At 31.7% G+C, this 21,222-nt stretch carries 19 protein-coding genes; 1 reads left to right on the top strand and 18 read right to left on the bottom strand.

Features of this window, described 5'->3' with window-relative positions; translation table 11 throughout:
- Nucleotides 1-139: 139 nt before the first annotated feature.
- Together QUF86_RS19015 and QUF86_RS19010 are read right to left on the bottom strand one after the other, a co-directional pair.
- Nucleotides 140-583 carry a C40 family peptidase gene (locus QUF86_RS19015; protein ID WP_289335220.1) on the bottom strand — a complete coding sequence of 148 codons (444 nt, stop codon included), beginning with the start codon at nt 581-583 and terminating at the stop codon, nt 140-142.
- A gap of 539 nt (nt 584-1,122) precedes the next feature.
- Complete coding sequence (locus QUF86_RS19010; protein WP_289335219.1) at nt 1,123-1,749, bottom strand: metal-dependent hydrolase; 627 nt, start codon at nt 1,747-1,749, stop codon at nt 1,123-1,125.
- A 644-nt stretch (nt 1,750-2,393) separates the two neighbouring features.
- Between QUF86_RS19010 and QUF86_RS19005 the strand changes: the two genes are divergently transcribed.
- Nucleotides 2,394-5,600 carry a hypothetical protein gene (locus tag QUF86_RS19005; protein ID WP_289335218.1) on the top strand — a complete coding sequence of 1,069 codons (3,207 nt, stop codon included), beginning with the start codon at nt 2,394-2,396 and terminating at the stop codon, nt 5,598-5,600.
- Between the two features lie 182 nt (nt 5,601-5,782).
- Here QUF86_RS19005 and QUF86_RS19000 read toward each other — a convergent pair whose 3' ends face one another.
- From QUF86_RS19000 to QUF86_RS18925, 16 genes are all read right to left on the bottom strand, one after another.
- Nucleotides 5,783-7,324, bottom strand: a complete 1,542-nt coding sequence (locus QUF86_RS19000) for a lipopolysaccharide biosynthesis protein (RefSeq protein WP_289335217.1) — start codon at nt 7,322-7,324, stop codon at nt 5,783-5,785.
- A complete protein-coding gene (locus QUF86_RS18995; RefSeq protein ID WP_289335216.1) occupies nt 7,321-8,358 on the bottom strand; it encodes a glycosyltransferase family 2 protein in 1,038 nt (345 codons plus the stop codon). Before QUF86_RS18995 ends, QUF86_RS19000 begins: the two co-directional genes overlap by 4 nt.
- Before the next feature lie 93 nt (nt 8,359-8,451).
- Entirely contained in the window at nt 8,452-9,636 is a 1,185-nt protein-coding gene (locus QUF86_RS18990) for a glycosyltransferase (protein WP_289335215.1), read from the bottom strand.
- Nucleotides 9,637-9,664: 28 nt separating this feature from the next.
- The gene (locus QUF86_RS18985; protein WP_289335214.1) at nt 9,665-10,858 is read right to left on the bottom strand and encodes a glycosyltransferase; all 1,194 of its coding nucleotides are present in this window, start codon (nt 10,856-10,858) and stop codon (nt 9,665-9,667) included.
- A 34-nt stretch (nt 10,859-10,892) separates the two neighbouring features.
- Nucleotides 10,893-11,990 carry a polysaccharide pyruvyl transferase family protein gene (locus QUF86_RS18980; protein WP_289335213.1) on the bottom strand — a complete coding sequence of 366 codons (1,098 nt, stop codon included), beginning with the start codon at nt 11,988-11,990 and terminating at the stop codon, nt 10,893-10,895.
- Nucleotides 11,971-13,002, bottom strand: coding sequence for a glycosyltransferase family 2 protein (locus QUF86_RS18975; protein ID WP_289335212.1), 1,032 nt, complete (start codon nt 13,000-13,002; stop codon nt 11,971-11,973). Before QUF86_RS18975 ends, QUF86_RS18980 begins: the two co-directional genes overlap by 20 nt.
- Nucleotides 13,003-13,052: 50 nt before the next feature.
- A complete protein-coding gene (locus tag QUF86_RS18970) occupies nt 13,053-13,793 on the bottom strand; it encodes a glycosyltransferase family 32 protein (RefSeq protein ID WP_289335211.1) in 741 nt (246 codons plus the stop codon).
- Between the two features lie 3 nt (nt 13,794-13,796).
- Complete coding sequence (locus tag QUF86_RS18965; RefSeq protein WP_289335210.1) at nt 13,797-14,135, bottom strand: helix-turn-helix domain-containing protein; 339 nt, start codon at nt 14,133-14,135, stop codon at nt 13,797-13,799.
- Nucleotides 14,136-14,157: 22 nt separating this feature from the next.
- Nucleotides 14,158-15,315, bottom strand: a complete 1,158-nt coding sequence (locus QUF86_RS18960; protein ID WP_289336255.1) for a DegT/DnrJ/EryC1/StrS family aminotransferase — start codon at nt 15,313-15,315, stop codon at nt 14,158-14,160.
- A 49-nt stretch (nt 15,316-15,364) separates the two neighbouring features.
- A complete protein-coding gene (locus QUF86_RS18955) occupies nt 15,365-16,009 on the bottom strand; it encodes an acetyltransferase (protein ID WP_289335209.1) in 645 nt (214 codons plus the stop codon).
- The gene (locus QUF86_RS18950; RefSeq protein WP_289335208.1) at nt 16,006-16,620 is read right to left on the bottom strand and encodes a sugar transferase; all 615 of its coding nucleotides are present in this window, start codon (nt 16,618-16,620) and stop codon (nt 16,006-16,008) included. Before QUF86_RS18950 ends, QUF86_RS18955 begins: the two co-directional genes overlap by 4 nt.
- Nucleotides 16,621-16,640: 20 nt before the next feature.
- Nucleotides 16,641-16,781, bottom strand: coding sequence for a YwzD family small protein (locus QUF86_RS18945; RefSeq protein WP_289335207.1), 141 nt, complete (start codon nt 16,779-16,781; stop codon nt 16,641-16,643).
- A gap of 16 nt (nt 16,782-16,797) precedes the next feature.
- Nucleotides 16,798-17,871 (bottom strand): UDP-glucose 4-epimerase GalE, encoded by a 1,074-nt coding sequence (galE, locus tag QUF86_RS18940; protein WP_289335206.1) that lies wholly within the window; start codon nt 17,869-17,871, stop codon nt 16,798-16,800.
- Between the two features lie 34 nt (nt 17,872-17,905).
- Entirely contained in the window at nt 17,906-19,105 is a 1,200-nt protein-coding gene (locus tag QUF86_RS18935; RefSeq protein WP_289335205.1) for a glycosyltransferase, read from the bottom strand.
- Between the two features lie 126 nt (nt 19,106-19,231).
- Complete coding sequence (locus QUF86_RS18930; RefSeq protein ID WP_289335203.1) at nt 19,232-20,314, bottom strand: EpsG family protein; 1,083 nt, start codon at nt 20,312-20,314, stop codon at nt 19,232-19,234.
- A 16-nt stretch (nt 20,315-20,330) separates the two neighbouring features.
- On the bottom strand, nt 20,331-21,221 hold the full coding sequence (locus tag QUF86_RS18925) for a glycosyltransferase family 2 protein (RefSeq protein ID WP_289335202.1): 891 nt from the start codon (nt 21,219-21,221) through the stop codon (nt 20,331-20,333).
- Between the last annotated feature and the right edge of the window lies 1 nt (nt 21,222).

Genomic DNA, 21,222 nt, shown 5'->3' with positions numbered 1-21,222 from the left:
AACCACCACTCACTTACTCTTTTTCCAAGGAAAAACTTACGTTAAACAATCATCTGTCTCATCAACTCTTATTTTTTAAAACAAAAAAAGAGACTTCATTAAGTCTCTTAGTATTTTATATTAGGTTGATTTTCTTCTATTATATACGTTTGGCGCCAATATACTTTGGCTTCCAATAACTATTATTTGTTTTGGCGTATGACACTCCTTTAGATGATGAAGAGTGTATGAATTCATTGTTCCCTATGTAAATAGCCACGTGTGTAGGTTTTTTCGCTTTGTTTGGAGCAAAAAACATTAAGTCACCTTTTTGTAAAGTCTTAACTTTCTTTCCTTTTTTATATATATCGGCAGCCGTCCTAGGTAAATTCTTACCAGCCTTTTGATATGAATATTTCACTAAGCCGGAGCAATCAAAACCTGAAGTAGAAATGCCACCCGTTTTATATTTTGTACCTAATTCACTTTTTGCCACTTTAATCGCTTTAGTATGATATGAAGCAGCTTCAACTTGGTCCCCTGTAAAAGATACTGTTCCAAGCATAATAGCCAATGACAATCCGACGACAATTTTCTTAAACAAATTATTTACCCCCTGATGTGATTTGCTAAACCTAACATACTAGAAAAGGCATATCATTCGCATCACAGGATCTTTACAATTATGTTACATTTAGTAGATATAGGAAGAATGACCATATAAAAGATAAAAAAAAGTCGAAACAGACATCCAACAATCACCTTATTGTCAAAGCACTTTTACTTTTCCTCATAGAAAAAACAGTAGTAAGAAAACCACTGTCCAGTTTAACGACAAAAGGAGTTTCGGAATGCTCTCACCCCGAACCATGATTTAAATGAAAATTTTATTATCCTTCATGTTTTTTACTTGATTATACGTATGAAAGCCTCTCTAGATTGAAGAAATTTGCGACACTCCTGCCGAATAACTGGCTAGCCGAGACCCCACAGGCGCTTGCGGCGAGGAGGCTCGGTAGACAGTCGGCGGAAAGGGAGCGAATTTCTGAAATCAACTGGAACTTTTTTCAAAAGAAAACATTGAAGGTAAACTGGTACTTCTCCAATTTGTCTATAGTCTGAACAGCGGTAAGAAAACCACTGTCAAAATTCTTTTGAGAAAAATGGAAGAAATAACTTTACCCCACGTTTATTAAAAGGTAAAAACTTCATATCTGCAATTAAATGACTTATGTATCCTAAAACACAAGTAGTTAAAATCCCATCAATCCCCATGAATTCTTCGAATTGAAAGGCAATGATGCCAAAGAAGACGATTCCGGCAATCGAATGGGTGTAACTTCTATGCGGTGTAAAGGATGCTATGATAATATAGACGCCTAACAGCCATAACCAGTTTTCCTGCCAAGATAATCCCCCGCCTAATACAGCTAACCCAGTCAGGGTCAGCATATGCCTTTGTGTAATGAAAGATGAAATAATGATGATTCCGATTCCTGCCCCTACTCCAATCCACTTTTCAGTTTCAGAACCTTCCAAAACACAATAAAGGATCATTAAAATCCCAATCGTTTGTGCTAACGTTCGGATAAACTTATGTGAAAAGGTAATCCTATTACTTAACTTTCCATCAATATCCATATCGGGCATAAGGCCTGAAACGCCCCCAATCCCAACCAAGAATAAAGTGGTGGTTGGATCTGTTTGAAGTGTGTTAGCCGTCAAGAATCCAACCGATGCCCCTAATGCCATGTGTGCTGTACCGTTCACTGTCTCTCTCCTGTCCCTCTAAGAAGTAATCTCGCTCCCAAGAAACGAATGTTTGTTCGAATCCCTGCATTCTAACTATACAATATTTTTGAAGGAATTTCTTTAATTCTTTTAAAAAACCCGATCAATCATTATTACAGCACAAATAGAACCTAATGATTTTAGGTTCTTAGGACTCGATTGTTTTTGAAATAGTGCCTCCTCCGTAACGGGACATTGGATTATTAATATATAGACGGATGCTGGGTAAGAGTATTTAGCCTTTGATTGCTTAATTGTAAAGTAAATCTCAAAATAAGCGTGTAAAGATCTGTTCTCAAGGTCTTTACGCGCTTTTATTGTGCTCCTTTTTTATATAATCTTCTTTTAACTTTTCTCCAGCTTCACCTTCACCCCACTTCACTATGTTTAATATATAAATGTGAAAATTTGAATGACCGAGCACCTTTTGCCCTTACACCTTGTCCCTCTTTTGCATACCATAATCATATAGTTTCATTAATTGTAATGTCTTTTAGAATAAGATGGTTAAACCCAAATAGACGAGATGACTTAAATGGGAGTTTATCAAAGCTGATTAAGTTTGAAGTTATGTTGAATAAAAAATTGATGTTAACGATTTTTGATTATGGAGGAATAATTAAATGTTAAAAAAAATCCAAGTCAGGTTAGGTTTAAAAGAGGATTTACCAAAGCTAAATCTTGGTGAATTTGGCTACTGTTTGGACACAAAGGAGTTATTCATTGGTTCGTCAGAAAAAGAAAATAAATTAATTAATATCGTTAGTAGTCAAAACCCTTCTCCAAATGTTACATCAAACGGCGAAAATATTAAGATTGATAAAAATAGTATTTTAATATTTGAGGATACTGATTTAAGAAAATTATTAGCCAAAATAGGGAACACCGGTACAACAAATGAATTGTTAACTGTATCAGGATTAATTAATATACTATCTGGGAAACACAATACTGGAAATTTGGACGAACTGTTAAATATAACAGAATTTAAAAATTCTAAGGAACCGAAGATCTTTGAAGGTCTCAAACTTGGGACTTATCACAATGCCAGTAACGACTCAAACAATAAATTAGATGGCAAATCTTTTAAGGCCGAAGTTCCTTTAGCCGGATTGGAAGACGTTGATGTTTCCACAACAACACCGTCAGAAGATAATTTTTTGAAGTTTCAAGATGCAAATTTGACGTCTGTTATAGGTTCAATGATTAGCAACAATCAAGCAATTTACACAGTTGAGCTGCAAAGGTGGGGAATAACCCAAGGATCTTTTGGAAAACCTCCCTACACAGAAGAACAATGGCAAATCGCATACAATAACATACTAGGATTTAATAATGCACTTAAGTTTGCAAATGAAAATGGATTAACAAGAATTGTTGTTCCTATTGGCGCATACAGTTTCTGTTATACCAACCTTAGTGGCGCAGCTGAAACATACGCTATGGTAAACACTCCAATTAAATTATATAGTAACCAAACACTTGATTTAAACGGATCTATCTTTGAGGTGATGTATGACTCCATTAATAAAAATCCCTATGATAAGTCTCCAGTATCTACCCCGGCATGGAAGTTAAGTGGAGAATTAATCCGGATCGATAATGTTTCAAATGTACAAGTGATAAACGGAACAATAGTGGGTGATATCCCTAATAGGAGCTTTTCTGACGGGGGTAATGGTTTTAATTCAGAAAAAGGAATGGAGCAAACCTACGGCATAAAAATAGAGTCTGGCGCAAATTTCATAACTATTGAAAATATAGATGTCTCTATGTTTATGGGAGATGGAATAACGATAGGGTCCTATCCAACCAAAACAGGTAAATGGAATCTTAATCCATCAGACACAAAAGCCTATCCTGGATATGTTGATACTACAGGTAAAGTTGTTCAAACTCTCGCAGGAGCTTATCTAACTAATAAATTTCCGGTCATACAAGGGGAACATAAACAACTGCAAATGAGAACAAGTGGCGGATATACAAGAATACCCCTTATTGAAAACAAAACATTTGAATACATCTTTTATAATTCAAAAGATATGGTAATAGCTAGAAAGAAAGCAGTTTACCTACAAATTGTTACAGTACCTCTTGATACTTCTTATATTAGATTACAATTTATTAATGAAAAAACTGGTCTTCCTAGCATTCAAATTTCGTATTCTATAACAAAGCCTCAGGCACATCATGTTAAAATTTTTGGATGTACCGTACACAATAATCATAGAGGCGGCATTAGTGGCGGAGCGGACTTTACCTATATATCCTATAATAAGATTTTCCACAACGGTATGGATTCAGGGTTGAACATCCCTCTGTTCCCTGATTCAACCAGGTACGCGATAAACTTTGAAGACAGCTACAGTAACTATGTAATAATAGAGAACAACCATATATTTTCAGGGTTTAATGGAATACTGATGGGTGTTTATCACGGCAGAATTGTAGGTAACATATTAAGTGAAATTGGTGGTGTTGTTGTTTACAATAACGCTAATATGATTATAGATAGTAATGTGTTTTATGAGAGTAGTGGGTTACAAATAACCAACTCTGTAGTTACTCAAGAAAGAAATGTTCTTTTCACTAATAATACAATCAACTCGTCTGCTATGACAATTATTGCAACAGGAGTTAAAACAAGGGTTAGACTTATTAATAATGTTATAAATATAGACTCATTGATTTCATCAGGTAACATAGAGTTAATTGGAAATAACATAAAAAGCTACACAGGGTCCTCTTATACTGGATACTCGAATATAACGATTGATAATATAAAAAGATGTACGGGTAATACGTTTGAAGATTTCAATTATGGTTCACATTACAGGGTATCTGTGATGAAACCAAAAGATTCTACAAGTTATGTAAGCGATAATGTGTTTAAGTCCGTTTCTTTTAATTCAAACAATCTAGCTAATGATATTGAATTCCATAATTCGAAGTTTTATAATTGTTCAGTTACTAGCCAGATCGTAGATGCAACTCTTTCACACAGCATTTTATTAAATAATTGCCTTTTTCAAGATAGTAACGTAATATCAGGCGGTCAATATGTCAATAACACATCAATTGGAGGTATAACTGGAAAAATAATTTTCAACAACTGTAAAATAAACTTTACTTCAAACTATGCTAGTACTTATTTAATGGGAATTAGCGACAATGTAAAAATTACTAGTTATCCGGAAGGCATAATTCCTAGAAATTATGAATTAAATATCATTAACTCCGAGTTAATACACAAATCAACTACCGTTACTACTTTAATTAAATATTACAACTTAGATACCAACTTCGATATTAATAATTACAAAAAGGTTAAAATAGAAAACTCTAAAATACGAGTCTCAGACATTACAAAACTCAGGTTATTTTTAAGTACAAATCCTAACATCTATACGAACTCTGCAACAATTAAGTATACCACTTATGAAGGTTTTAATGGATTCCCTCCCCCAGCAAATGGAAGCTTGGAAATCTATAATCCACTATATGTATCCAGTGGTTCAGCAATTCCGACATCAGGGTTATTTGTTGTAGGTCAAAAAGTAGAAAACACTAACCCGATTGCTGGCGGATTTCTTGGTTGGGTATGTGTTAAAGCTGGATATGCCAATGCAAACCCATGGACGGCTAATAAAGCATACAACATTAACGCTTTTGTTCATTCAAATAACAAAGTCTATAAAGCTACAGTAGCAGGAACATCAGGAACTGTAGCACCTACCCATACAACAGGAAAATCTATAGACGGAGGAGTAACTTGGGAGTATATAGGGGCCTTAGCTGAGTTTAAGACATATGGTGTAATTTCAAATTAATTTAACCAGTCTATATTATAGATAGATTGATTTACATCTTTTCTGAGCTAACTAATAAATAAATATGTTCAATTCGATAAAAAATTTTTTTTCCTGTGGCCGATATTCAAATGAGAGCCACAGGAATATATAGATGTATATTTATCGCAATTTTCTTTAGGCTATTGTAATAATTGACGTCCTTAAAAGGTTCTTGAGTTTAATTTCATTTTTAATCCTGAAGTAATATTTAGTAAGATACTTTTTATATATGTAACCTCTTTACTTTTATAGAAAATGATTAAATATATTAAATTGGGTATAGTTAAACAAATAAATCCTTTTTTTATTAATGAAAAAATATTCTCTCCTTCTATTAAATTTGAAAAATAAGTTGTGATTACACATGTAATAAGTGTGATACCAAAATAATATAAGTATTTGGTAAAATATAAAATCAAGGAGACATGAAATACATCTTTATATACTAATCGGGGTACATTCCAAAAAACTGTACTAAGTGTACTAATTGTAGTACCTAAAAATATACCTGCTAGGCCAATAGTTTTGACCAATATTATTGAAATCACTAAGTTTATAGCAGCTTCAACCAAGGGGAAATACTTATCTTTAACAAAAATACCTGCTTTTGATTTAAACGTAAAAATAGATGATCTCATTCCAGTTATATAAAAGTTTATTAATAATATGATAAATGTAACTGAGTCTAATAAATATCCTTTACCTATCCACCAATTGATAAATGGTTCTACAAGATTATATAAAAATATCACACTTATAGAGCAAATCCAAAAATTTATTAAGTATATAACTTTAAATATAGAATAGCTTTTAAAAGTACTTTCTGTTGCTAATAAATTTCCAACACTTGAACCGATTCCATCTAAAATAGACGAAATTAGTGAATTTAATTGTCCTAGTATCATAGTATAATTAGAATATAGACCAACTGTAACTAAACCTACATAGGCACTTATTAATATATTATCTGTACCAAAAATACAAAAGCTCCCTATATTATGTAAAAAAAGTGCTTTTACATTATTTTTAATTGTTAATTTTTCTTGTTTATCAAGAGGATATTTTTCTGTCGTTTTAATATATGGGTATCTTTTGTTAACAATAATACTGATATAGAAGGATTGACCTATAAACATGAATAATTCAATAATTAAATATAATAAAAAGTTTTGTGTTTTTATAAGAATAAATATTTTTATTAATGTAACTATTATTTGAAATCCAATATTAATAGTAGTTACTATATAACCTTTTTGATCTGCATTAATCAGAGAAACCTTATGAGCGTTTAAATAAGTAACAATATTTTTCAGAACAAATATTAAGTAAACTATTTCAATTGAAGGAATAGTATCATTTACATCCATTACCCTTATCACCAATGGATATATTATAATACTTAGGATGAGAATTCCGACGGCTATTATAGCATATGCTTTTTTAAATAATTGAATAAGTGCAATAACTTTGGATTTATCATTGTTTGCGAGTGGTTTATACAAACTATATATAATGCTAGCCCCTATACCACTCTCAACCAACGCTAACATAGATAGTACATTAGTAAGTAACCCATTAATTCCAAGGTACTCAGCACCTAGACTATCAATAAACACTTTTCGAGATACAAATCCTAAAAAGATAATTACTATTTGAGAAATTACACCAATAATAATATTTTTAGCAGAACTATTTACTCTCATTTCAATAAACCTTTCAAGCTATAATTTTTAATTTTCTCCTTTGTATTAACTAAACGACAAAATACCTTTTCATTTCTGAGAAGGCAACTAATTTTCAATAAATTATAAAAAAATGATGGGCATTTATACTCTAAAATGTCTTTTTTGAATTCAGTTCCGTTCATAATCTTAGATATTATTTCGTATTTTCGGTTTTTATTCAATGTATGCTTTACTACTTCCTGCATATGCCCTAGTGAAACTGTAGTAAAATGCTGTCTTATATTATTTTCATATTTCTCTAGTTTGTATTTTTTACTTAAATCTAATAAAAAATGTTTATTTTCCTGTGCGTATTCATATAATTCTTCTCTAAACGTTTTTGTAAGCGAATTTCTTTGCCGAATATAATAATTATATAAAGGTTGTTCGACATACATAATCTTGTCAACTTCAGTTAATAAAGTAAAATTAAGTCGAGCATCTTCACCATGATGCTTTTTTTCGTCAAACCTTAATTCAAGCGAGTCAAATAATGATTTTTTGTATAGTTTATTTACACTTGATACTAAACTAAATGTTTTATCACATAAGATTGAAGGTATTAGATTTTCTTCAATATAATTTTTATTTAATACAGATCTTTCTTCTCTCCAAATTGAAGATATTGAAGTAGTATTATTTATTAAGTTTATACTTCTTATAGGACAAATGACGATATCTAATTTTTGTTGTAATAAAGAGCTAATCATTACTTCATACATAATAGGTTCTACAGTATCATCAGGATCGACAAAAGCTATATACTCTCCCCGCGAATTATTGATTCCAATATTTCTTGCAGACGAAACTCCTTCATTCTTTTTATTTATTACCCTAATACGGTTATCCAATTGAGCATATTCCTCGCAAATTTCTTTACACCTATCAGTCGAACCATCATTTATGAGTAATACTTCAATATCGGTAAAGGTTTGAACTAAAATTGAATCTATACATTCAGGTAAATAATTTTCTACATTATAAATCGGTACAATTATACTTAGAAAAGGCATTTTATACTCCATCCTTTATTTACGTTAGTGCATTCTCAATTTTATTCAAAAAAAGCTTCTAATAAGGTCACAAGGTAATTCGAAAATAAATTGCTATAAATTACTTATTTCTTTATATTGCCCTAAACTCTCTATCTTTTCTTTTCTTAGATTTTCAGTTATTTCATTTAGCAATTTGTTATCGAGTAACAATCTTTTAATAGCTTCATAAATTTCATAATCATCAATACCTACAATTAATCCTGTTTTCCCGTTTATAATTTGTTCTTTTGCCCCATTAACATCAGTGGTTATTATAGGTTTATTTAAAGTTTTAGCTTCCAAAAGGGTTATACAGTAACCCTCATATCTCGAAGGTTGTACATATAAATCGCATTGCTTTATGTAAGTATAGGGATTAGGGTCAGCTTCTAGAAATACAAAATTATCTTGAAGGTTGTAATCTTCTACTAATTTTTCGTAATACTTTTTTGAATTTCCATCTCCTAGACTATACCATCTGACATTATATCCTTCTGCTATTAATCTTACTAGTGCAGATATAGCTAGATCTTGACCTTTCTCAATAGTTAATCTTCCTACTGTTAAAATTCTCAACCCTTTAAAATTATCTTTAAATCCGATTCCTTCTTTTGATTTCTTGTGGATTATTTGTTGTGATACCATGTTAAAGAAAACAGTAGTCTTCTCATTTAATAAAGGTAGGGTATTAACTAATTTAACTTTTGCCTCATTTGATACAACAAAAATCTTGTCAAATTCCTTGTAATATTTATTAGCAAAATGTTTATTAAATCCTATTTTTTCTATATCGAAATGTATCCATTGTATTTTCTTTTTTGCTTTAATTTTCTTAATAACAAAATAACTTATTAAGTCCATAGGACCCGCGTAGGCTACTGCAATATCATATTTATCTGGTAATACAATATGGTCCTTTAAAATATATTTATACAGTGAACTTCGCTCTTTAAAAACCTTTGAAATTAGATATAAAAAAAGTAAATTAAAACCTTTATTCACGTTACCCTTTTTAAATTCATTCAAAGAATTAATATGGAGGGGAATATCAAGTAGCGTTTGAATCCTTTTGTATTTTTTTACATATTCTATTTTAACGTCTTCGGGAATTTCATTTAGAAATCCACCATACTCCTCTAACATTAATATGGTTATTTCATATTTATCTCTAGGAATTTCGGATATCATATTTAGCAATGCTTTTTCTGTTCCTCCAATATTCATATTAATCAACATGAAAACGATTTTCTTTTTCAATTTGTTATACCTCTTTCCCAGAAGGGTGTTATCTAATTAATCGATAGATTTTTTCTAGTTCTTCCAAATTTCCTTTTTTTTCATTTTTAAGAAATTTTTTAATTTTATTTCTTAATTCTGAATCATATACTAATGTTGCTATTCCTTCAGAAACAGCTTCTGCGTTCATATCCACTACTAAACCATTTTTTTTGTTTACCATTTGATTGTAAACGGCGTCAAAATTTGTTGTAACCACTGGGATATTTAACATTCTTGCTTCTGCAATCGCTAACCCGAACCCTTCATGCCTAGAAGTTTGAACATATATATCAGAATCTTTAATGAAAGGATATGGATTTGCTTCAACACCTAATAAGATAAAATCTTTAGTTAACCCAGATCTTCTAATTTGTTCTTCAATTTCTTCTTTTAAAATACCTTTTCCTAGAGCATACCACCTGAAATTTATACCACTTTCCTTCAGCATTTTACATGCTGCTAGAGCAATATCATATCCCTTATTTTGATCAAGTCTTCCTATGGTAAGTATCCGGATTCCCTCAAAATTATCGTTATAACTTTTTCCAATACCGGCCATTTTTATTATTGAATCAGCATTATTAATATCATAAATAACTTCAGTTTTTGCTGTGTATTTATTAAATGTTTCAACGAATATTTCTTTTGTCGATTCAGATACAGCGACTATTTTATCAAATTGATCATAGAATCTTTGTTGAAAGTTCTTTTCAACTTCATCCAACCGATTACTGACATTTACCCATGCGAATTTTTTGTTTGCTTTTATTTTCTCTGCAACATAAAAGGTAGGAATACCTTGCGCATAACTTATTGCAATATCGTAGATCGTTGAATCTTCTTCAATAACTTTTGAAATGTTCTCCCAAAAAAGCCTCGCCTTTTGAGAATGATTGTATTTCCTCAACCTGATTTTAAGCGAATATGTTAGTCTAGATATTAAAGAATTCAGATTGAATTTCCTAATTGAATTAATACACGCGTCCTTAAAACTCATTTTAGAAAATTCGGTATATTCCAAGGGTTTTAAAATATTCACTTCTTTTGGAACCAATTCTTCTAGTATATGACCATATGCAAAAAGTCTTAAATCAACTGAGTATTTCTCATAATCGAATGCGGACAACAATGAAATTAAACTCTTTTCAGCACCTGCACAATCTAATGAATCAATTACAAATAATACTCTTTTTTTTTTCATATTTTCACTCACTTTAAGGGATTTAAGTAGCAATTTATGACTTGACAAAGGTGGTTAACTTTTCAAAATGACGTTCGGATTCGCTTGAAATTATACTTAAATCAATTGTTTTATCTATAACATTTGTTATCGTATTTTCATCATATTGTAAATGAAGTTCATCCATGCTTACTAAAAAATTTTCAAATTTAATATCTCGCAACATATTTTCTGTTTTTTGGCTGTATATTATAGGTACTAATCCAGTCTGAGATAATAAGCCTAGTATATTTGCATGAAAACGTGCAGCAATAAATAAATTAAAGGTACTTATTAATTTGAGAGCTTCTTCAATATTCCCCTCATAACTATAAACAGAAATGTTTTTTCTGAATTCTGAAGAAAGATTTGATTTTATTGTCTTAATTACTTTTAAATCACCTTCATGTTCACAAAAGGACATTAGAGTACATTCATATCCTTTTTCCATCAACATTTCTATCGATTTTACGGTACTATTTATATATTCATTATAATAATTCGATAATCCATGCTTATGCCTAACGTCAATTATTGAAAAACCCACTCTTTTTTTACTAATTTTACTTAAGAACGGTGTTAAATCCATTTGAAAAACAATATCTGGGGCATATCTAATATTAGGGAAACTCTTAAACAAATTATAGGAAAACAGATCTCTAAAACAAACGTCATCACATAGTTTAAAAAAAGCTATATAATCATTTAAAAATTTATCAGTATTATATGGTCCAAAATTTGACCCAATTACAAATACAGATTTTTGTTTTTGTTTAAATTCAAGGACCATTTCCATCCTGTCTTTATAAAGAGTATCGTGATATTCTTCTTCTCTAAATATTGATCCACCTATAAATATTAGTGCATCATACTCCTCTGCTAGTTTTTTATAGTTGTTTATATAATCTACAAGTTTCAAATGCTGTCCAATTTTGTTATATAAATTGTACTGTCTTCTTTTTATATTTGGATACTTATTAATAAATTTGTCGTAGTTTTGTCCAAGATGATTAATTGTAAATTCTGTCTCAGGATATTTTTTAGCCAGTATGTCTAAAAATAAATCATCTCCTAAATTGAATTGTAAATAAATATCAACAAAGACTTTTTTCACTTGAACCTCCACCAATAAATTCATATTTAAAATATTTCATTTTATTCAATAATGCTCCATAAATAAAAAAACACATCAATAAATCTTTTTTTAGGAAGAAAATATAGGGCTTATATATAACTTTTTTAGTTGAAAATTGATATTTACATTTTTTAATATAGGGAATATCTAAAACTTCTCTCAAAATAGGTACCTTTCTTTTTTCTCTTGACATTAGATAATCAGCTGTATTTAATACGGCATTTTGAATTCTTTCAGTTATTATATTGTTTATTTTTTTTTTATCATAATTAACATAATTAAGTACTTTTTCAATATTCCCACAAACAGAGATGCTGTTTTCAAGGTGCTCTATTGAAATATTTGCACTTATGCTATTTTCATTCAGTCTATTATAATGATATAAATATTTTTTTATTGATTTAAATGACCTAGAGTGTGTTACATATTCCAAAGTAAATATAAGATCTTCAGACATATAAATGTTGTTATTAAACCTTAAGTTATTTTTACTAATTATTTCTTTTTTAAATATCTTGCTCCAAAGTACACCGCCGGTTCCTGCACAAATCATATCTAATAAATTATTAAGTGGAATATTACCTTCCATATTAAAATCCGTGTGATCGATTATTCCATATTTAGAATAATCTTTATATCCACAACATACTAAGTCGACTTTAGAATTAATCATGGTATTTAATAAAAATTCAATATAATATTTATCAACGGTATCATCCGAATCAATAAAAACTAAATATTCACCTGTAGAATTTACTATGCCTTTATTACGAGCCTCAGAAGGCCCGCTGTTAATTTGTGACAAATAAAGAATTCGCTCATCTTTTTGTCTATACTCTTTAATAACTTTCTCACTTTTATCGGTTGACCCATCATTCACAATTACTACTTCAATATTCCTATAACTTTGTGAGAGAATACTTTCTAGACATTTTGATATATATTTTTCATTATTAAAAACAGGAACTATAACACTGACCTTTGGAATCATTACTACCTCCACTTAATAACTATATCTTTATACGTTGTATTGTAAAAAGTTTATTCTTTTTGATATAAGCCTCTAAGTTTAGCTATATTATCACCACCTATGATATGCGATAACATTTTTTTTATATTACTCTTGAATTGTACGCTTGCAGGAAGCCAACTTTTATAAAAATGATGCATTGCATATGTTTCATCAGTGAAGAATTTCCTACAATTAATATAGTCATAGGGTGAGAAATAGTTTTGTGGATAAAAGACTCCTATATTTTTAAGTTCTTGGTATTCTCCATTTCTTTTTAAACCTAGAAGTTCTATTAATTCGGTTACAATCGCAACATTTGTTAATTGGTCTAAACTCCCGTCTTCTTTTATGAAATTCTTTTTCTCGTATGAATCAAGAAATTTTTTTATTAGTTTATTTCCTTTTGCTGCACCTATTGTACTAGTGGCAATGTAATTTTCCTGTTCAAAGCCCCAAAATGATTCATGATGAAGCAAATCATCGAAAGGTTTAAAGACTTCTACATCAGTATCTAAGTATATCCCACCGAAATGATATAATGCATGCACACGTGCATAGTCACTGACAAAAGCAAATTTGCCCGCAGTATATGCCTCTTGTACATACGCATTTATATGAAGATTAAAGTTATCTTCGTTCCATTCAATAATTTCATAATCTAAAAGATGTTTTCTCCAACTGTCCATGCATTTTTCTACAATATCGGGCTTATCTTTTCCACCGAACCAACAATAGTGGATTACTCTGGGGATCTCGTTGTTTATATTCATGACTTACCCTCCCTTATTTTGCCATTTTATAAAATCAATTAATGGTTGGTACTGTGGAATTTGTTCTTTCTTAAGACCATTCCTTTTAAGTTCTTGAACAAATTCAATCCACTCTTTTTCTAAATAATTTGGTGCGACCTCTGTAGTGTCTTGTTTTAGAAGTGAAACAAAATCTACATTCAATACATGTGCAATTTTTTCCATTACTTGTAGTGAGGGATTTCTATTGAGATTACGCTCTATGTTACTTAAATAAGACTTCGATATATTTGCTTGTTCAGCAAGTTCAGATAAGGTAAATCCTCTTTTCTTCCTTATTTCTGCAATGTTTTTTCCTATCATTTGATTACCTCTTCATTATTTTTTACCCATTTTCAACTGGATTCCCTATGGATAGATGGGTGTTATCCAATCCTTCATTTATGGCTTTTTTTATTGAATTAATGACTCTCATTTGATCATCTCGAGTCATATTGGACCCGGATGGTAAACAGATTCCTGTAAAAAATAACTGTTCAGAAACATTCGTTTCTCTATCATGAGGGTAATAGACATACCCTTTAAAAATAGGTTGCATGTGAAGAGGTTTCCAAACATGTCTCGCCTCAATGTTTTCCTCCTGTAGAGCTTGCAGTAATTTTTTTATAGAAAGTCCAAATTCAGCTTCATTTATAGTCAAAGCTGTCAACCATCGATTTGAACAGGTATTTTCTAATTCGGGCATAAATTTTAATCCAGGTAAATTAGCCAATTCCTGATAATATAGATCATAAACTGCTCTCCTGGCTTTTACTCTTTCCCCCAATACCTCTAATTGACCTCTTCCAATTCCAGCAAGTATATTACTCATTCGATAATTGTAACCAACCTCACTATGCTGATAATGAGGAGCAACATCTTTTGCTTGTGTAGCTAAAAACCGAGCTCGTTGTAATGCACTTATATCGTTAGAAATTACCACTCCACCACCAGAGGTTGTGATGATTTTATTTCCGTTAAATGAGTAGATTCCGAATTTCCCAAATGTTCCACTTGCTTTTCCTTTATAAGTGGCACCTAATGACTCGGCTGCATCTTCGATTATTGGCACTTCATACTGATTACAAATCGTTAATAGTTCATCCATTTTTGCAGGTTGACCGTATAGATTAACTATTATGACAGCTTTAGGGAGCTTCCCGATTTTAACAGCTTCTTTAAACGCTGTTTCTAAAGCATGTGGTGACATATTCCAAGTTTCTGATTCAGAATCTATGAAAATAGGTTGTGCATTTAGATAAAGAATTGGATTGGCTGTTGCCACAAAGGTAAGACTAGAGCAAAAAACAGTATCTTCTTTTTTTACACCCAATAAAGAAAGAGCCAAATGAATCGCTGCAGTACCGGAACTGACTGCAACAGCTTCTTTGACTCCTGCATATTCTGCTAATTCTTTTTCGAAAGCGTCGAGATTTGGTCCCAATGGAGCAATCCAATTTGTCTCAAAAGCTTCTTTAACATACTTTTCTTCATTACCGCTCATGTGGGGCGGTGATAGTAGAATTCGCTTTTTTGTTGTTACATTTAACACTCTACACACCTTCTATACCTATTTTTTTTTTCAAAATTGCAGGAGTTCCTACAGCTAGACTATTAGGTGGAATCTCATTTATTACCGTCGCTCCTGCACCAATAACCGTCCATTGGCCAATTTTCACATTGGGGATCAGTATTGCACCGGCACCAATATGAGCTCCTTCATCTACTTTTACAGAACCAGTTAATGTCGCATGAGGTGATATATGTACAAAATCACCTATTTCGTTATCATGTTCTAAGACTGAAGCTGTATTAATGATTGAATGACGTCCAATTTTAGCATCAGCATTAATGACTGTTGATGGCATGACTACTGTACCTACTCCTATCTTGGCACTGGGACTAATAATTGAAGAAGGATGAATCAACGTTACATAAAAGGAATCTGGAATATTCAATTCATCAACAATTTTTTTACGATTATGGTTATTACCTATTGCAACAATGAATTTTATACCCATGAATTGTTCCATTAAATGGAATGCTGTTGAAAACGGTGCAAAAAACAAATGATCTTTCACGATTGTTCTATCATATTTGTCGTCTAGATATCCAATTAATTCAAAACCATCGGCTAGATCAATCATGTCTTTGATAACTTTACTATGACCGCCTTCTCCAATTAATACTATTTTCATCCCTGCCCCTTTCTTTCCCGATTATCTGATCCTCTAAAAGGTAGCATGGTTTCATTTGTCCCGGAATTTACTCCTTCAGATCTAACCACTTTTACTATCGTTAATAATAAGATTTTGACATCGAGAAAAAATGTTTGATGATTTACATACCAGACATCCAATTTGAATTTTTCTTCCCATGAAATCGTATTTCTCCCATTTACTTGTGCCCAACCAGTTATGCCAGGACGAACATCATGACGTTTAGCCTGATCGTCGTTATATAATGGAAGGTATTCCATTAATAAAGGACGTGGCCCGACCAAACTAAGGTCACCTTTAACAACATTAACGAGCTGTGGCAATTCATCTAGACTTAATTTTCTAAGTGCATTTCCAAATCTGGTTAATCTCAGATGATCAGGAAGAGGTCTACCATGTTTATCGTTTTGATTATTCATTGAACGAAATTTATAAAGGGTAAAAGGCCTTCCATATAAACCTGGCCTCGTTTGTTTAAAAAGTATAGGCGAACCAAGGTTGTACTTGATTAAAACCCCTATAATCACCAGTACTGGGCTAATGATAACCAGTAAAATAAATGAAATTAAAAAATCAAATATTCTTTTCATATCTTCACTTCCGGGATTTTTTATTTACCAGTTGTCATGACTATTTGTTGTTTGATTTCTTCTATTAGAATAGAAACATTCATATTTTCTGATTCATTACCTAATTTGTAGGCAAATAATAAAATATCTTTGAGGCTTTCTTTCTTTGTTTCTTTCCTCATCCTTTACACCATTTTTCTAATTATTTGGTATTAAAAAATCCTCGCTATATATTAAGCGAGGGTCTTCAGATTCTCCATTTATTTTAAATCCATCAGGATTCCTAGATTGCCACCGCCAAGAATCTTCACACATTTCAATAATGCCTTTTTTTGCTTTCCAATTTAATTCTTTTTCCGCTTTCTTGGGATCCGCATAACAAATGGCCGCATCTCCCGGCCTAGGATGTGTAATCTTAATAGGAATTTTTACTCCTGTTGCTGATTCAAAAGCTGACACTACTTCTAACACGCTGTATCCTTTTCCAGTTCCAAGATTATAAATTTTAACACCGGTGGATTTTTGAGTTTTATCTAGTGCAAGTACATGGCCACTTGCAAGATCAACTACATGGATATAGTCCCTTACACCTGTACCATCAATTGTTGGATAATCGTTTCCGAAAATATGAAGTTCATTTAATTGACCTACGGCTACCTTAGTGATGAATGGCATTAGGTTATTAGGTGTTCCGCTTGGATCTTCACCTATCAAGCCGCTTTCATGTGCACCTATTGGATTGAAATATCTAAGGATCGTAATGCTCCATTCATTGTCTGAAATATATAAGTCCTGAAGAATTTCTTCTATCATTAATTTTGTTCTACCATATGGGTTTATAGCCTTTAAGGGGAACCCTTCTGATATTGGAACTGTATCCGGAAGTCCATATACAGTGGCAGATGAGCTAAATACCAGATTTTTCACACTATATTTTTGCATAAGTTCACAAATTATGATTGTAGTCGCGATATTGTTTTTATAATATTTCAGAGAATCTTGAACGGATTCACCCACCGCTTTCAGACCGGCAAAGTGGATAACTGCTTCAATTTGATTTACTAAAAATACTTCTTCCAATGCTTCCAAATCTAAAAGATCTAAGTGATAAATCTTGATGGATTTTCCGGTTATTCCACAAACGCGTTTTAAGGATTCCGGATTACTATTAGAAAAATTATCTACCACAATAATCTCATTACCATCATTCAAGAGCTCTATACATGTATGACTGCCGATGAAACCAGCTCCGCCCGTTACTAATATTCCCAATTTAACTGTCCCTCCCTTTTTTAAAATTTAATCGTTAATTATTAATTAAACTATAGATTTTATTAATTTCATTTTCATTACCATAGTCTCGAGAAAGTACATTATTTACTAATTTCTTTCTAAACTCATCATTATTAATCATTTTCCTAAGCCCATTTGCAATTCCCTCGTGGCCACACTCTGTAATTAAAGCATCAAAACCATTATCGGCCTGACTTTTAGCTGTGGGGAAATTTGTTAATAAGACCGGTTTACCTAACACTTGTGCCTCACGGATGGTTACTGCTTTACCTTCATAACGGGAAGGTTGAACATAAATATCACAAGCGGCTATATATGGATATGGATTGGTTTTCTTCCCTAATAAAATAAATTGTCTTTCCACTCCTAATTTCATTATCAAGTTTCTTAATTCATTCTCTAGAGGCCCGTAACCAACTACATACCACTCAATATCAAATCCCTCGTCTACCAGTTGTTTACAAGCCCTTATTGCCTCATCTAAACCTTTTGCATGCGTTAATCGGCCAACAGTTACTAAAATAGTTTTTCCTGGAAGTTTTTTTATTTCATTTGGAATTTCCAGCTTGGCCTGTTCCCTAATAAACAGGGGTGAAAGTATATTTTCTATGACTCTTGTTTTGTTTTTGAAATCCGGAAAAACATTTAAAAATGTTTGGGAACATTCCTCTGAAACCACTACGATATCATCCAATTTCCCCCACATTTTCTTCTCTATTTTCTTATTTATATATATATTTGAATAATCGGTATGAATCCATCCAATTTTCTTCTTTGCTTTTACCTTATCTCCTATAAAATGATGTGGCCAAAGAAAACCTATGGCAACATCGTAATCATTATTTAGATCTGGCAGATACCGATTCGTAAATTCCCACCCATACTGAATCGTTAAATACCCAGGTTCTTCAACCTTTTTTACTTTTCCATGAAGAAGACCAGAATACTTTGCGATGAGCCTTGAAAAAGCGATTGGATAATAACCATCTTTCACTATTTGATAAATTGACTTTCTAAAAGTGGAATAATGTGGTTTTTCTGGTAATAAATTGGGTCCGTTAGGTATAAAAGAGAAAAATTCACCCTCATGCTTAAATAATAATAAATCGACATCGTATTTAGAATAATCGATTTGATTTAACAAGCCTATCAAGCTTCTTTCTACCCCCCCTATTGCCAAATCAAAGGAAGTAATCAATATCTTTTTCTTCATTTTTATAACCTCTTTTTCAAGATACTTCATACAAGTTTAACCGTTCAATGTTGCCCGAAATATGTTTAATAATAGCGCATCAACTACTAAGAACCTAAAAGCTATAATCTACTTTATCTCGCTCTATCAAAATAGCCCTTCTAAAACATCACTCTTATATAAAATATTCAAACTGATAACATTTTCGTAAAAATAAAAAACAAAAAATAAAATGAGTATTGAATAATATAAAAGCTTTTGATCTTTTTCACTAAATAATTCAATTAGCCAGGAAATAAGAATAAGTTGATATAAACTAAAATAAATCGATATCCTTGCGAATATCCATTGTTGTGTCGAGATAATCATAAACACCAATCCCAATAAAGCCATATTCACTATATAATCACTTTTAGGAAATAATTTTCGTAGCTTATCTTTGCCCAGGTAGGCAATGAATAATGGCGCTGCACTTACCGCCACTCTGATTACACTAGCCCCACCTTCATTAAAATTAGAATAGTCACTATACTGGGTATCTTGTAAAGCAGAAAATAAAAACGATGTAAATTGCCCGAAACCAAGGACGACAATGACCGAAAAAGATAACCAGGCAAGAGTTGATTTCGTCCATGCCTTTGTTCTAACTAAAAAATAAATGGGTAAAAGGATAAGAGCACTTTGGTGAAATGTAGATGCAATTAGAACAATCAAAGAGTATTTAACAAAATTTCCGTTTAATAAATATTTAGTTGCTGTAAAAATAATTGCAGCTGCAAGTACTTGACGTATTCCATTCATTGATACTAAGTGCAACCCACCTGTAATATATACAAAGGTGCTTAGTTCAAAAAGCCGTGAATATTTATATAAAACCATGACAATTAATACATTTGTGACCATAGCAGTTGTAAAAATCAGTATCTGAGGGTCATTCGAGATTTTCTTTAATAGCATCTGCAAGATGCCGAATCCCATATCCTTTTGAGATTTTATATACTCCCAAGAAAAGTCATTTTCGTTGTATATATTTATATAATTGAAAGTATCTCCAATGTTTGTTCTTAGACCTGAAACACATACTAAACATACAACAGCTAAAAAAACCAAAATCTTATTTGGCTTAAAAACATACAAACCAGTCACCGGGATAAGTGAATATGTAGAAAAGTACCTACCTAAATATGAAAAAATAAATACGATGGCGAGATTGATCCAAAGTATGGTCATGTAAAAATAATTCCCTTCAATTAACCTCAGTCCTAGTTTTTTTGATGATAAATACATATAAAAGGAAGCCTAATGGAAATGCTAAAACTGTGAGTGCTTTCTTAGGAGTTTCAATGAACAGTTTCGGATTTTTCATGAGAAGATTGCTAGATACATAATGTATTGCTTGCTTATATTTAAAAACTTTACCACCGAAGGGTAACTTCATAAGTTCCTTACGATAAAATGAAAAGCCCTTAGGGTTTTTCAGATATTGGTTATACATATTTAGAGAAGATCCATCAGGAAGATATTCAACATGACAAAGCACTTCATTCATCAGCAGCATTTCATATTGCTTATCCAGCATATAGTATTTATATGCCAGTCCTACATATTTCTCGTCTTGAAAGATGGGATATGGATATAGTTTGGTCAATTCAGTGCGGTAAACCAACTTCTTGTCTCCTGTTACACCATATTTGTTGTATAAATCAAACAATGTGGCACTATTTAGTTTTTCAGGAAACGTTGAACCAATGATTTGGTGTTCAATTGTTGCGTCTAATGCCGCTATTCCACTTACATTTTCGTTACCGTACTTTTTCCAAAATGAAAGAATTTTTTCGACTGCCCCATCTGCCATATAGTCATCGGAATCAATACAAACATTCAATTCCGTCTCGATTAGTTTATAGGCTGTATTATGTGCACCATGCATTCCTTGATTTTCTTGCCAATGATATTTAATATCAATTTTCCTTTCCTGTTTCCACTGATTTACCAATTCCTTTGTATTATCCGTTGATCCATCATCAATTATTAACCATATAAAATCTTCATTATCTTGACGGAGTAAACTGAGATAACATTTTTCGAGACAAAAAGCCCTATTATAGGTTGGTGTAAACACTGTTAAAGTTTTCATT

Source organism: Peribacillus sp. NJ11, assembly GCF_030348405.1.
GTDB lineage: Bacteria > Bacillota > Bacilli > Bacillales > DSM-1321 > Peribacillus.
The sequence above is the reverse complement of the archived record's forward strand: the minus strand, read 5'-3'. Positions and strand labels throughout refer to the sequence as shown.